This is a genomic window from Paenibacillus xylaniclasticus (assembly GCF_004001065.1).
Taxonomy (GTDB): Bacteria; Bacillota; Bacilli; order Paenibacillales; family Paenibacillaceae; genus Paenibacillus_T; species Paenibacillus_T xylaniclasticus.
On the sequence record NZ_BIML01000006.1, the window covers coordinates 241,945 to 256,671 of the forward strand.

At 49.5% G+C, this 14,727-nt stretch carries 11 protein-coding genes and 1 riboswitch; of the genes, 8 read left to right on the forward strand and 3 right to left on the reverse strand.

Annotation, left to right across the window (positions count from 1 at the left end):
* Positions 1-96 precede the first annotated feature (96 nt).
* Positions 97-1,554, forward strand: a complete 1,458-nt coding sequence (locus PXY01_RS10120) for a SulP family inorganic anion transporter (protein ID WP_127569728.1) — start codon at positions 97-99, stop codon at positions 1,552-1,554.
* A 487-nt stretch (positions 1,555-2,041) separates the two neighbouring features.
* Here PXY01_RS10120 and PXY01_RS10125 read toward each other — a convergent pair whose 3' ends face one another.
* Positions 2,042-2,959, reverse strand: a complete 918-nt coding sequence (locus PXY01_RS10125; RefSeq protein ID WP_127569729.1) for a TauD/TfdA dioxygenase family protein — start codon at positions 2,957-2,959, stop codon at positions 2,042-2,044.
* A gap of 877 nt (positions 2,960-3,836) precedes the next feature.
* Between PXY01_RS10125 and PXY01_RS10130 the strand changes: the two genes are divergently transcribed.
* From PXY01_RS10130 to PXY01_RS10145, 4 genes are all read left to right on the forward strand, one after another.
* Positions 3,837-5,165, forward strand: coding sequence for an FAD-dependent oxidoreductase (locus tag PXY01_RS10130; protein WP_127569730.1), 1,329 nt, complete (start codon positions 3,837-3,839; stop codon positions 5,163-5,165).
* 137 nt (positions 5,166-5,302) lie between these two features.
* Positions 5,303-5,340: riboswitch (PreQ1 riboswitch) on the forward strand.
* A gap of 20 nt (positions 5,341-5,360) precedes the next feature.
* Positions 5,361-5,858 (forward strand): preQ(1) synthase, encoded by a 498-nt coding sequence (gene queF / locus PXY01_RS10135; protein WP_127569731.1) that lies wholly within the window; start codon positions 5,361-5,363, stop codon positions 5,856-5,858.
* A gap of 207 nt (positions 5,859-6,065) precedes the next feature.
* Complete coding sequence (locus tag PXY01_RS10140; protein WP_127569732.1) at positions 6,066-7,088, forward strand: SepM family pheromone-processing serine protease; 1,023 nt, start codon at positions 6,066-6,068, stop codon at positions 7,086-7,088.
* A 33-nt stretch (positions 7,089-7,121) separates the two neighbouring features.
* On the forward strand, positions 7,122-8,006 hold the full coding sequence (locus tag PXY01_RS10145) for an AraC family transcriptional regulator (RefSeq protein WP_127569733.1): 885 nt from the start codon (positions 7,122-7,124) through the stop codon (positions 8,004-8,006).
* A gap of 226 nt (positions 8,007-8,232) precedes the next feature.
* On the opposite strand, the gene PXY01_RS10150 is transcribed toward PXY01_RS10145, so the two are convergent.
* Entirely contained in the window at positions 8,233-9,624 is a 1,392-nt protein-coding gene (locus PXY01_RS10150; protein WP_127569734.1) for an MATE family efflux transporter, read from the reverse strand.
* A gap of 215 nt (positions 9,625-9,839) precedes the next feature.
* On the opposite strand from PXY01_RS10150, the gene PXY01_RS10155 reads away from it, so the two are divergent.
* The 3 genes from PXY01_RS10155 to PXY01_RS10165 all read left to right on the forward strand — a co-directional run bounded on the left by PXY01_RS10155 (position 9,840) and on the right by PXY01_RS10165 (position 14,176).
* Positions 9,840-10,718 (forward strand): AraC family transcriptional regulator, encoded by an 879-nt coding sequence (locus PXY01_RS10155; protein WP_164744375.1) that lies wholly within the window; start codon positions 9,840-9,842, stop codon positions 10,716-10,718.
* A 205-nt stretch (positions 10,719-10,923) separates the two neighbouring features.
* Positions 10,924-12,543: a sensor domain-containing diguanylate cyclase gene (locus PXY01_RS10160; RefSeq protein ID WP_246027861.1), complete on the forward strand. Its 1,620-nt coding sequence runs from the start codon at positions 10,924-10,926 to the stop codon at positions 12,541-12,543.
* Positions 12,544-13,081: 538 nt separating this feature from the next.
* Positions 13,082-14,176, forward strand: a complete 1,095-nt coding sequence (locus PXY01_RS10165; protein ID WP_127569737.1) for a matrixin family metalloprotease — start codon at positions 13,082-13,084, stop codon at positions 14,174-14,176.
* A 148-nt stretch (positions 14,177-14,324) separates the two neighbouring features.
* Here PXY01_RS10165 and PXY01_RS10170 read toward each other — a convergent pair whose 3' ends face one another.
* On the reverse strand, positions 14,325-14,723 hold the full coding sequence (locus tag PXY01_RS10170; RefSeq protein WP_127569738.1) for a hypothetical protein: 399 nt from the start codon (positions 14,721-14,723) through the stop codon (positions 14,325-14,327).
* Positions 14,724-14,727 lie beyond the last annotated feature (4 nt).

Genomic DNA, 14,727 nt, shown 5'->3' on the forward strand with positions numbered 1-14,727 from the left:
GCGAAAGATAAGTCAAAGAAACAAATACCTGCTTAAGCTCGGATTGGGGTATAATGTCCAACGGACATTATTTTCGCCCAAAGGAGCTTTCACTTCATGCTTAATGCAATCAAATCTTCATGGCTTGGCAACACGCGCGCCGATGTGCTGTCCGGCATGACAGTTGCGCTTGCACTCATTCCGGAAGCTATCGCCTTCTCTATTATCGCAGGCGTCAACCCGATGGTCGGGCTGTATGCATCGTTTACGATCGCGATCGTAATCGCCTTCGCTGGCGGACGTCCCGGTATGATATCCGCCGCAACCGGCGCCATGGCGCTGCTTATGGTTACACTCGTCAAGGATTACGGCCTTGAATATTTATTCGCAGCGACCATCCTAACTGGTATATTGCAATTCATACTCGGGCTGTTGAAATTCGGCCGGCTCGTAACCTTTATTCCGCAGCCGGTCATGACGGGCTTCGTCAATGCGCTTGCCATTCTTATTTTTATGGCGCAGCTCGTTCATTTCAACGATGCCGGCTGGATGATGTACGTGCTTGTTGGCGTCACGCTCGTGATCATTTATGGGTTGCCAAGACTAACAAAAGCAATCCCATCAGCACTGGCCGCCATCATCATTGTATCGATTATAACGTTCGCCTTCGGCATCGACGTTCGGACGGTCGGTGACCTGGGTCATATTACCAGCACGCTGCCTTCGTTCCACCTGCCGGATGTGACACTTTCCTGGGACATGCTGCAGACGATCTTCCCTTACTCGCTCTCGCTTGCGATCGTCGGCATTACCGAATCACTGCTGACCGCATCGCTGCTCGATGAAATGACGGCAACATCCAGCGACAAAAACCGTGAGATCCGCGGCCAAGGCATCGCCAACGTCGTCACTGGCCTATTCGGCGGTATGGCGGGCTGTGCGATGATCGGACAATCCGTTATCAATACGAAGTCTGGCGGGCGCCAACGTCTCTCGACACTTGTTGCCGGCGTATTCCTGATTATTCTTATTATGGTGCTAAGTGGCGTCGTCGAACAGATTCCAATGGCCGCGCTCGTCGGCGTCATGTTCATGGTATGCATTGGTACGTTCGATTGGAGATCCCTTCGCAGCCTGCATCGAGTGCCGCGTTCCGATGCACTTGTCATGCTTGTGACCGTCGCTATCGTCGTCGCGACGCACGACTTGTCCAAAGGGGTGCTAGCGGGCGTCATTATCAGCGCCGTCGTATTCGCTTGGCGCGCAGCCCGTATTCGTGCCGAACGCAAGGCAGGAGATTCAAACGATTCGATTTTATATGTGATTCAAGGTCCTTTGTTCTTCGCTACGGCAACGCAGTTCAACAGCTTGTTCGACTATAAGCAGGACAAAGGAAATATCCGCATCGACTTCTCCCGTTCGCATGTATGGGATCAGTCAGCCGTCGCAGCGATCGGCAAGGTCATGGCCAAATACGCCGAACTTGGCGCATCGGTCACCTGCATCGGCCTCAATAAAGAAAGCCAATCTTTGATTGATCGAATTGGACTTGGCGTTTCCGGCAGCGGGCATTAATCCGCCAGGCCGCCCCTTTCTATTTCCAGGGGCGGCCTATTTTTCTTAAAGCATTGCACATTCACGCATGTCCGTGTATAATGTAGACTGCATGTCTATATTTAACCCCATAAGATTCCTCTTAAGAAGATATTTTTCCTGGCAAATAGCTTCTCGTTCATGCCCGTTTCCGCACGCTGGCGAAGGTTGGATGTTCACTCGCCTAACACCATTCGCTGATTCACACTGGCGCGGTCATCGGAGCCGCAAGGACGGAAGAGAGGTAGGGCTTTCGTTGTATTAGTTATAGCTTCGCAAGTATATAGCGGAGAACTGGCAGTATTACATCAAGAATCACCACGTTACGAAGAACCGGGGAATCTCGCGCAATCGTCTGGCGCACCGGTTAAATATAGCAATTTCAAACGGCATCCCTATGGGATGCCGTTGTCCATTCAAGGAGAAAATATTAATCCACCTATCGTTCAGGACTGCCCCTCTTCTCTCTCTATTGCTGCTGTTGCTGTTGCTGCTCTGGTTTAATCACGCGGCTTTTACGTCCATCGACACCGACCGGCACGCTGCCTGCGAGCGTTACGCGGCGGACAACGCGATGCTGATGACCATAATCGTTGACCGCATAATGCTGAGTCGCGCGGTTGTCCCAGATCGCTACATCACCTTCTGCCCAACGCCAACGCACCGTATTCTCCAGACGTGTAACATGCTCCTGCAGGATGTTGAAGACCCGTTCGGAATCCGGCGAGCGGAAGCCGACAATCCGTTTCACGAAATGTCCCAGCAGCAGATGGCGCTCACCTGTCTCCGGATGGACGTGTACAACCGGATGCTCCGTCTCGTAGATCGTCGATTGGAACTGCTCCTGCTTCTTCTTCGCCAGCTCCTCAGACACTTCCTTGCGGATATTCGTCGCGTAGTCGTAAGCGTTCGAATGTATGGCGCGCAGCTTGTCAGCCAACTCCCTCAGTTCAGGGCTCAAGTCCTCATACGCCGAAGCTGTATTCGCCCATACTGTGTCGCCGCCTGCTTCCGGAATTACGACTCCGCGAAGAATCGAGGCTTTCGGATAAGCGTCGACGAACGTCACATCCGTATGCCAAGAATTAGCGCGCCCGCCATGGTAAGAGTTCAGCTCCAGAATTGAGCTTGTGCCTTCCTTCACCGGTACCGTCGGATGAGCGTACAGTTCGCCGAACAGCTGCGCGAACCGCTCCTGCTCTTCGTCATCTAGATGCTGCTGGCCGCGGAAGAACAATACTTTGTGCGCGAGAAGGGCCTGCTGAATCACTTCCACCTCTTCGCGATCAAGGTCGCCAGACAACCGGATTCCTTTCACCTCGGCCCCAATACGGCCTGCCACCGGCTTAATTTCCACTACTCGTTTGCTCTTCGTCAATTCGCTCATCTTCAATTCCTCCCGCATATAGTTTGGTTGCCAGATCCATCGATGGACCGCCGCTGCCATATGGTGCGCGCGGAATGTGCCGGTACCAGGTGCCATATATTTCAAAGCCCCATGACGAACCCTTCGTTCATGGCGTCTTTGAACGCGATCGGAGCAATGTGATCGTACAGCATCGTTATTCATTAACAAATTTAACTCATCTGTTTAATCGGGATTAGATAATAAAAAAAGATTTGTCCTACCCCAGTCCGTCTCTTGCGCTGGACTGTTCTAGTACAAATCTCTGGTTAACCAGTCGATATTACTCTATTCGGATCATCGTTCATCCGCTGCTGCCATACTGCATTAGCAGCCTTGTGGCTAAATATTAGCAACAGCCTCTTACGATTGTCAACCCTTATTTTTCTATTTATGGGCACAAGGAAGCGATAGCAGCTCCTCCTACATCTATATGTCTTAAAAAATCTTATCCACCTGCTGACCAAACGGAGCCACTCATTCGGTATTCGACTCATTCATGCTGGAGGTATGGGGCCAAAATCTAATATGGTCATGAGGCTCACACTTAAGTTGTGATCGAAATGTGAAATTAATCACAACCCCTTGTCAAGCTGACACCACATGACATATGATAAGAGCAACAAAAGAATTGTGAAATTAATCACAACTAGTTCTACGGTATGTATCGCTGCTGGAACAGTATGAACAACCACTGGACCGTTACTCTAGTAGACCTAACGAACTGACGTGAACAAAGCTTGGATGACCTGCAGCTGTAACAGCTCGCCGCAGCCGAATAGCTTAGCTTTCGCTAACATTTTTTTGCCGCACTATTGGTTGTGAAATATTTCACAGTTGTAATCGAGGAGGATTCACGATGAAGATCGCTGTTATTGGATGCACACATGCAGGTACCGCTGCTGTTACTCAAATGGCTAAGCTATATCCGGAAGCACAGATTACTGTATATGAACGGAATAATAACGTATCGTTCCTCTCGTGTGGCATTGCGCTTCATGTCGGTGGCGTCGTTCAGGATGTCGATAAGCTGTTCTACGCTTCGCCTCAGCAGCTCGCAGATATGGGAGTCACAATGAACATGTGCCACGATGTGCTTAAAGTCGACACCCAACAGAAAACGATCCGTGCGCTGAACTTAACGACCGGCGAAGAATTGATCGATACGTTCGATAAAGTTATTATGACGACCGGCTCGTGGCCGATCGTTCCGAAGCTTGACGGCATGGAGCTCGACAACATTCTTCTATGCAAAAACTACGGCCATGCGCAGACCATTATCGATAAAGCGAGACACGCTGATCGCATCACGGTCATCGGCGCAGGCTATATCGGCATCGAGCTTGTCGAAGCGTTCGAGCAGCTCGGCAAGCAGGTTACACTAATCGACAATATGGACCGCATATTGTTCAAATATCTCGACCGCGAATTTACAGACGCAACGGAGCAAGTGCTGATGGAGCGCAGCATCGAGCTGCAGCTCGGCCAGACTGTTACCGGCTTCCGCGGTGACAATGGACGCGTCGCTAAGGTCGTTACGACAGCCGGGGAATATGCAACGGATCTTGTCGTCTTGTGCATCGGCTTCCGTCCGAACACCGACCTTCTCAAAGGACAGGTTGACATGCTCGACAATGGCGCGATCATTGTCGATGAATATATGCGCACGAGCCATCCTGACGTTTTTGCCGCAGGCGACAGCTGCGCTGTAATATATAACCCGACTCATCAGCACGCCTACATCCCACTCGCTACGAATGCTGTACGAATGGGTACGCTCGTCGCCCGCAACCTGCTGAAGCCGACGATCCGTTATATGGGAACACAAGGCACGTCGGGCATCAAAATCTATGATCTGAACATCGCATCGACCGGTATGACCGAACGAGCAGCGCTTGACGCGGGCTTGAATGTGAAAACTGTCACATTAGAGGAGAATGACCGGCCGGAGTTTATGCCAACTTACGAGAAGGTGCTGCTAAAGGTAGTCTATGAGGCAGACACCGGCCGTATCGTCGGAGCTCAGGTGCTGTCGAAGGATGACCTTACGCAAGCGATCAACACGATGTCGGTCTGCATCCAGAACGGCATGACGATGAACGAGTTGAGCTTCGTCGACTTCTTCTTCCAGCCGCATTACAACAAGCCATGGAATCTGCTGAATCAGGCAGGACTGCTGGCGATGTAACGCAGCATGAATCGTTCAATAGCTGACCATTAATTAATAATTTTTGTCAAATAAACGAATATGCCGCGCCTTCCGCATGAACCTGCTATAATGAATACGCTCGCCTTCTTGGCGTTCGAAATCCTTGTCATTCAGACAAGGTAGAGGTTCGCGAACTCCCTCTCTAAAAAACTAATTTCAAAGGAGACTACATTCATGGCAGGAAGACAACGCGAGGATATGAGCGATCTGACGCTCCTCGGCAATCAAGGCACGAAGTACCCGTTCGAATACGCGCCCGGCGTGCTCGAAACGTTCGACAACAAGCATCCTTACCGGGACTATTTTGTCAAATTTAACTGTCCGGAGTTTACGAGCCTATGCCCGATTACGGGCCAGCCGGACTTCGCGACGATCTATATTAGTTACATTCCTGATATTAAAATGGTCGAAAGTAAATCGCTCAAGCTGTATTTGTTCAGCTTCCGCAATCACGGTGATTTCCACGAGGACTGCATCAACATCATCATGAATGACCTGATTAAGCTAATGGAACCACGCTACATCGAAGTATGGGGCAAATTCACACCGCGCGGGGGCATCTCGATCGACCCGTACTGCAACTACGGCAAGCCAGGCACGAAATATGAACGAATGGCCGAGCAGCGTCTGCTGCAGCATGATTTATATCCGGAGAAAGTTGACAACCGATAGGATGTTAACGATTAACTAGAAGAGTCTCTGAAAGCTCCCTATTCGCTTTGCGTATAAAGCAGCCTTCAGAGACTCTTCATTTCATTAAGTAATGCTTGGTTACTTCGGATTTCTTCCCCACCTCAATACCATCCCCACGCTAATTATGCGATAATCGATAATAGAACAATGATCTTCCATTCAACTGTGTGAAAGGACTCCGAATCTATGAAATGGCTTAAGCATACCGTAACCCGATGGCTTGCCGCACTAGCGGCCTGCTTTGTCATATTATTCCTTATTCCGACACCCTACTATTTGTATCAACCCGGCACCGTCGAGAGACTTTCGTCCTTGATTACCGTCGACCAAGGGAATAAAGACAGCGGTGGCTCGTTCAACCTGACGACCGTGCTGTCGATCCGAGCAACCAATGCAGCCACGCTGATCTACGGCATACTCCAACAAGATACAGAGGTTCGTAAAGCGTCCGATGTGAAAGGGAATTTGACCGATGCTGAATATGTGCGCGTTCTTAACCATATGATGTCCGCTTCTCAGCGTACAGCTATCGCATCTGCACTTACGCAGTCCGGCCACAAGGTCGACGCTGAAGTAATCGGTCTGTTTGTGACCGTCATTCAGCCTGGATCCAAAGCGAATGGAGTGCTTCAGATCGGCGATATCATTACGTCAGTCGATGACGAGCCCGCCACTTCCGTCGACAGGGTAAGCAAATATTTATCCGCGAACAAAAAAGCAGGCGACACCGTACAGTTGTCCGTGAAGCGCGGCGGCACGCTGTTGACCGAGCAGGTACAGCTCGTACCACTCAGCGCTGATTCGCGTCCGGTGCTCGGCCTGACGCTGGAGCCCGAGTACGCCATTACGCCAGAGCGCCAAGTCATCTTTACCGCATCGGAGATTGGCGGCCCTTCCGCCGGCCTCATGTTTGCGCTCGAAATTATGGATCAACTGATGAGCGAAGACTTGACACACGGAATGAAGATCGCCGGAACAGGGACTATCGATCTAGAAGGCAATGTCGGGCAGATTGGCGGTATCCGCGACAAAATAGTAGCCGCTCACCTTGCCGGTGTCGAATTGTTCTTCTGTCCGAAAGACCCTGAAGGAACGAAGGGCAACGAACAGGACGCAATCGACGAAGCGAAGAAGCGCGGCTACGACCTGCGTATCGTGCCGGTCAGCACACTTGCCGAAGCGATTGAATATTTGAACCAGCTTCCATAACGTTTCAACTGTTGACCGAAAGGAAGTGGACCTATGCCGCAGCCGCAGCAAGATACTAGACATGAACATGAATTTATGATGTTCCAGCTGAATCCGCTGCCCGGCGAGGGCGAGCTGGACGTTCTCTTCGCAGGCGAGGGGAAGCCGCATCCGCTGCACAAGATCGGGCCGGCCGTACACGAGTATGTGCTGATTCATACAGTGCTTTCCGGCAGCGGGACTTACACCATGAAGGGCCGAACCTATACTTGCCGGGCAGGTGACTCGTTTATCATTTTCCCTGGAGAGCTGTTCTCCTACCAAGCGGATGCCTACGATCCATGGCACTATTTATGGGTCAGCTTCACAGGAGCTAGAGCTCAGATACTGCTGGAGACCGTTGGTATTACACCGGACAAACCGATCGCAGCAGGGGCCCGTCTGACGGATATTCGCTCTTTGCACAATTCGCTGATGAGCAGCTTATCGAAGACGGACGAGCCGCATATCGCAAACCTCGAATCGTCCGGATGGCTGCGTCTTATGCTTAGCTCCCTTGGTCAAGCAAGCCGCGCCGAACGGTCCGGGCCGGTTGATGCAGCTGCAATCGACCGCCAAATCGAACAAGCAATCCGATTCATGTCGCTCCACTACGCACAGCCGGTCTCGATCGAGCAGCTATCCTGGACACTCGGCTACCATCGTACCCACCTAAGCCGGATGTTCAAGCGGATGACCGGCTTGTCACCGAAGCAATATCTAATGCAAATCCGATTGGAACGAGCACAGCAGCTGCTGACCGAAACCGCGATGCCGATCGATCAAGTAGCCGCCTCAGCCGGATTTAACGACCCGCTATATTTCTCCAAAAAATTTCGCAGCTGGGCCGGCATCTCTCCATCCGCTTATCGCCAAGCAGCGGTCAGTCGTAACCAATAAATCCGCCATGCAGCATTGCAGCGTACGGCCCTTAACAATCCCGTAGACAATAACCAAGACTGCCGATGTACCCCCATCAGCAGTCTTGGTTAACAGCTAAGTATCACTCCCTCTTGAAAGGTCATCCCATTCTTCGAGCCATATCCGATGCGCATTCCATTGTCCCAAATAACTTACATATGAGCGATCCTTCACTGCCTCTTCTTCGCTGCTCAGCAGAATTTTTCTATAACTGAACAGCAGCTCCGTCCGCCGATTGGGCTTGTAAGCCTGCTCTGCTCTGTTTCGGCAGCTTCCGCCGCCCTTTCCACCGCCAGCCAACCATCGCGGCACGGAACAGCTCGTCGAGCATCAAGCCGACTAATGCCCCCATGATGCCCATGTCCAGCAGAACACCGAAAACGTATGCGCCGCCAGTCGCGAAGATCCACATTCCAAGCACAGTATTAAGGGCAACGAACTTCGCCTCGCCTATCGCATTCATCGACTGCATGAAAGCATACGTCCACGTCCGCATCGGCTGCCAGATTATACACCAGAAGAATAGCGGCAGAACGGCGGCAATAATGTTATCGTCCGACGTAAACCATCGAAGCGTCGTATCGCCCAGCGAATACAGTAAGATAGCTAACGCAATCGTTGGTAATATCCCTACCAAAGCCGCCCGGTACGGAGCCCGGTATACGTCATCGTACTGCTTCGCGCCGAATAGCTGCCCGACTTGAATCTGAACTGCCATCCCGATGGACTGGCCAACCAGCCAAGGCAGCTGCTGAATGATGTTGAAATAAGAGTTGGCCGCCAGCTGCATCGCGCCAAGCGACGATATGATCGCAAGCTGAACGATTTGCGAATACCCCCATGAAGCGGCCGTTCCCAGATTCGGTAGACCGATACCGATCATCTCCTTCAAGATCGGCTTGTCATACCCGCGCCAGTCGCTCCGGCGGAACTTATCCGGGAATGAGCGAAACAGCAGCCACAGTCCAGCCGCCACTGCCAGCAATCGGCTAATAATCGTCGAGATCCCAAGACCTTCGATGCCCATCTGAGGCAGGCCAAGCTCCCCGAAAATAAAGCCATAGTTCAAAATAATGTGAATAACGTTCATACCTATCGCAATCATCATCGGTCCACGTGTGTTGCCTGTATTACGGATCATTACCGTCGTCATCATGTTGATTTCGGTTAGAATCGAGCAAGCGCCAATCATAGCCAAGTAGGTCGTCGCCATAGGCGCCACTTCAGCTGGAGCTCCCATCAGCCTCACAATTTGTCCGGCCCCGACAGCGAATAGAACGCTTATCAACGCCCCGGCAATAAGGCAAACCTTCAGCCCCATAGCGGCTGCTCGTCTCGCTTCATCCGGTTTGCCCGCTCCCCATCTGCGCGCAATGACGATACCCGCCCCGCCGTTAATAAGCACGAACACCGTCAGAAGCGACCGCAGCACCTGATTCGACAAGCCAACCGCCGAGACGGCGTTATCCCCAAGACGGCTGATCATCATCGAGTCTACCGTACCCATCAGAAATTGCAGCAGCAGCTCGATCGCGATTGGCCAAGTAAGCACAAATAACGAAAGTGATCGGTCTTTCCGTATTGAAGTTGCAGCCATAGCCAGTCAGAAGCCTCCCTGAGTTGTTAAACGATTTTGCTAATAAGCTGCATCTGACGCGCAGCGTAGAATCGTCCATTGTATAGTTCCAATTACGTTCATCGGTGTGATAACATAACCAATATAGAGCTTATTGGCAGTAAAGTCTTACTACTTTTTGTCGTTTATTATCCCAATCTTGCTAAGCTACGCTACTTAGAGGGGGAGTCATGCCCATGCGCGGGGAATTATACGAGAACACAATCATGAACGACCCGGCTCTGCCAATCAACGTCTTTCATCCCACTTTCAAAATTGGAGGTAAGCTGCGGCTGCATTGGCATGAGCATTTTGAGCTCATCTACATCGACAAAGGAGAGCCGATTTATCAAATTGACGGAGAGTCATTCCCGACAAAGCCTGGCGACCTTCTGTTCGTCAACAGCGGTGAGCTTCACTCCGCTGTCTCTCCGAATCCGAACGAGACATTCACGGTCTACGCCGTCGTCTTTAACCCTTCGATGCTGGGATTGAAGGAGCCTCATATTGTCGATCTCGTCGCGCCGTATACGGCAGGATTGTCGATGGTGGCGAACCGGATCGAGCAGACGGACCAATGGTACCTCGCGCTGCGCGATACGCTCATGCAGCTCGTCCATGAATTCGAGCAGAAGCAGCCTGGCTTCGAGCTGGCCGTCCGTTCGTACTGCCAGCTGCTGTTCACCTGGCTGACCCGGCATTATACGGTGAAGCGCCGCAGCGACAGCGAAATGGAAGCGTTCCGCACCAAGACCGATCGTTTCAAGGAGTTGCTAACTTTTCTCGATACGAACTATATGGAACGGATTACAGTCGAGCAAGCTGCCTCTATCGTCCATATGAGCCCATACCACTTCTGCCGGCTGTTCAAAAAAATGACCGGCCAGACATTCGTCCAATATACGAACCTGAACCGGATTAATAAGGCGGAGCATCTACTGAGGTCTTCTTCAATGAGCATTACCGACATCGCCGCCGAGGTCGGCTGCAGCAGCATCAACAGCTTCTCCAAGCTCTTCCGTCAGCTTCGCGGCATTTCTCCGCGCGACATCCGACGCGAGGCAGCAGGCGGTTAACAAATAGGACAGCAACAGGACAGCCTGTAGACGAATAAACAAGGTACGCGAAAGAAGATAATCTTCTTTCGCGTACCTTGTGTGTTACTTCACACGTTTTCCCATACAGATAAATTCTATTTGTCAGATAATACCTAGAGGAAAATGTCGTTTTATGTCGAATTTTTAACCTTATTAATTTTTTATACACAGACAGGAGATGACTATGCTTCAGGCTTTAGCGTTACGATGCAAACAGAAGCTTACGCTTCCGATGCTCCTTTCCACCTTGACAGCTTTAAGCGTCCTGCTGATTCTCATATTCACCATTGCAGCATCTTATAAAACCCAGCGACAGTCGCTGTATGATACAACCTTGCAGTTGAACGCGTTCAGTGCGGACAAAATGAGTATTACGATGAACTCGCTTTTTCAAGCGATGCGCCACAGCCTGCAGACGACCGCCAAACATTTAGGAAACAGCGATGTACTGTCTGATGCAACCGTGATGGATCATTTGGAATATACCCGCAACGTAAGCGGTTACTTCAACTCGATTTTCTGGGCGGATACGAATGCCGTCGTGCAAAACATGTCGCCGCCGGCATTATCTTTGAAAGGGACCACGCTGACAGCCACGGCTTCCCTTGAAGCGCTTGCCACCCGCGGCTCATACTTATCCGAGCCTTTTATCAGTTCAACAGGACGACTCATTGTACTGATGTCAGAGCCGTTGTACGATAAGACCGGCAATTACATAGGGATCATTGGCGGGACCATATACTTAGCGGATAACAATGTCCTCAGCACCATATTCGGCAGCAACATCAGCGATCATGCCGGCTCCTATTTTTACGTCGTCGATTCACGCGGCACGCTGGTCTATCATCCTGAGAGGTCGCGTCTACACGATCGTGTGACCGATAACCAAGTGGTACAGCAGCTCATGAATGGCCGATCAGGTCAAGCCAAAGTAGAAAATACGAAAAGCGAAACATTTCTGGCGGGCTATGCAACAGTTCCCGATAACGGCTGGGGCATCGTCGTTCAAACACCGGTAGAGACGATCAACAAGCAGCTGCGGCATCAAATCCTTGCAACCAGCTTATACACAGGACCGCCGTTTCTAATTATTGTCCTTACAGCGATTTACGTAGCGCGGAAGCTGGCCTCGCCATTCGTTGTCCTAACCAAATATCTCAGCCAATCTAAGGGAGGCACGCGCCTGCCGCCGCCTGTGAAGCCGAATTATTGGAACCTGGAGGCCAACGTACTGACGCGAATGGTCGTTAATACTGCCGAAGAGATCCATAAGCATTCGGAAGAGCTGTCCCATGCTGCGCTTGTCGACCCATTGACCGGTCTGCACAATCGTCGGGCGTTGAAAGAGATGCTTGAGAAATGGACGTCGCTTAATAAGCCTTTTGGCTTAATCATTATGGATATCGATCGGTTCAAAAGCATTAATGATACGTTCGGTCATCAAGTCGGCGATGAAATATTAAAACAAATGGCCGGCGTCATCCAGCGCTGTATGAGAGCACACGATATTGGCTGCCGTTACGGCGGCGAGGAATTCATCGTTATGCTGCCAGGCTGCAATGCCGCCGAAACCGTTCAGATCGCCGAGCGGATCCGTCAGACGATGGAGAAAGAGAAGAACGTTACGAAGAAGACCATCACCTTATCGCTTGGCGCCGCCGTCTATCCAGTGCATGGAGTCGAGCCGCGCGCTTTGTTAAAAATGGCGGATGATGCGCTCTATACAGCGAAAGAATCCGGACGTAACCGAACCGTTCTTGCCGGAGCAGCTAACTCGCATGAGCCAATCAACGAGCATGAATAAGGAGAAAGCAGCCGACTATCCGCCGGCTGCTTTTATTATGAGCAGCTTGATGAGGCGGCCTTCCAATATATCACCGTACCAATAATAGAACCGTAACGAGCGGAGAGTATCCTAACTTAATATGAAACCCAGTCGGATGCATTGCGCAGCTTGACCATCCACTGCTGTGCCGACTTAGAGATGCTGCACATCGCTCAACTCCCGCATTTATTACTTCCTATGAAAAGTGTAGAGCACTGACAGCCTAACTATTGAGCCGTTTTCCCTAGTCTAATCATCTTATATTCCACAATAATAGTTCATCGAACACAAGTTCATATGTGCCACTAATCTAACGTTAAATAGGTTCTTTTGTATTATACAAATATTTAATAAATATGGTAAAATTATGAATGTAGTGATGAGACATTCCCTCTTTATCTACACTATACTTCTATATTAATTGAGGTGATGGACATGTAGGCTAACTACCATACTTTAAGATAATCAACTAAAACATACAGTATAGAGAAAATAAAAATTCGAGGGGATTTTACAAATGAAAAAATCACTAATGAAATCATTGATTCTGCTTACTGTAGTATCGTCTGCTTTCGGAGCAACTGCATATGCCGCCACATCCACGAAAGTTTATAAGATTAGCAATGGCAAAACAACGTTCTATAATGATGGTTCGAACAATTTCTATCAAAGTATCTGGACTAATGCCGCCTCGCTCTGGAACGGCACGAATAATGTTTCCATGTCGACGGGAACGACCAACGACTTCCGGGCTGGCAATAAAAACGAATCTTCAGCAGATTGGGACGGAATTAATAATACGACTTACAACACATCTACGAAGCTAGTAACGAGTTCGCGCAGCTGGGTGAATGAGAAATATACGACGTTAAGCAGATATACGACGGACATCATTAAAGGAATTGCCACGCATGAGTTTGGACATGCTATCGGGCTAGAGCATAATGACTCCGAGCCATCTGTAATGTACTCCGCAACATTTTCCTATAACAGCAGTACGGGAGAATACACTCTAAAAAGGACATATACTTGGCCGACAAACGCGGACAAAGCCGGCTTAAATACGAAATACGGACCTACTCAATACTCGTCCAAAATCGATATCAATCCGGAGCTCAGCAAATTTAGAGAAGTGACGATTGTCGAGCCTAGCTGGGCCGTTGAATATGAAGACATCAAAGGCTTGGGACAAAATGCTGACCTTGTTGTAACAGGTACAGTTAGCAATAAAGATAAAAAGCTTCTTAAATCTCCAGATCGTCCAGTTTCTCTAGAGACTTTATCTGAATTAGTGGTAGATAACATCGTGAAGGGCGAAAATATCTCTACAGGAGCTAGACTGGATATTAACCAAATGGGAGGATTTGATACCAACCATGCTGTCATCTCAGACGATACTACGCTTTTGCAAAGCGGAGAAAGCGTCCTCTTATTTTTGAAGAAAAATGAAGACGGCACCTACCGCTTAATTAATGAAGATTATTCTCTTTTCCAAACGACCAATAATCTATCTAAAAAGCAATTAACGTCCGATAAAGAATCGATTGAATATACAAATATTAAAACTAATGAAGTTATTGACTTAAATGAGCTTGCTAATTTACTCCAATAAACCGTTGTACAATAAGAACCGACCGGTTCAAGTGCCTCCCTTAAAGTTATAACGATAGCAATTTAAAGCTGGCGTCGTGACGACGCCAGCTTTAAGACAGTGAGGCCCAGCTCGATCTCGGCTTACGGTTTCTTCAATTAAATTATTGTTAATCTTTTTTTATAGTTGCTAAGACATAAGTATTTTTATCTACCTCAACCGCAATGGCCTCTTGAGGAGAACGACCTTTGATTTTATACAGCTTTGTTCCAGCCGGATAATAATTTGAGAAGCTCTCTTTATTTTCGGCCGCATCATCGTCTGAAGATTGTTCAATCCTCCCCATTTCCTCTTGAATTTCGGATTTCGCTACCTTCTCATCAGATCCTACATAAACTATGCTTTTAAACCTAATCAGTTTGTCGACTGACCAACTCTCGGAAGACGCATTCGCGATTTCTCGTAAGCTCGAATCCGTAACGTTAGAATCTTGAATGGATGGATTCGTGCAGCCCGTAAGAAGAATGAATAAAAATACGGTCGACAGCATCAGTCTAATGTTCATCATTAAT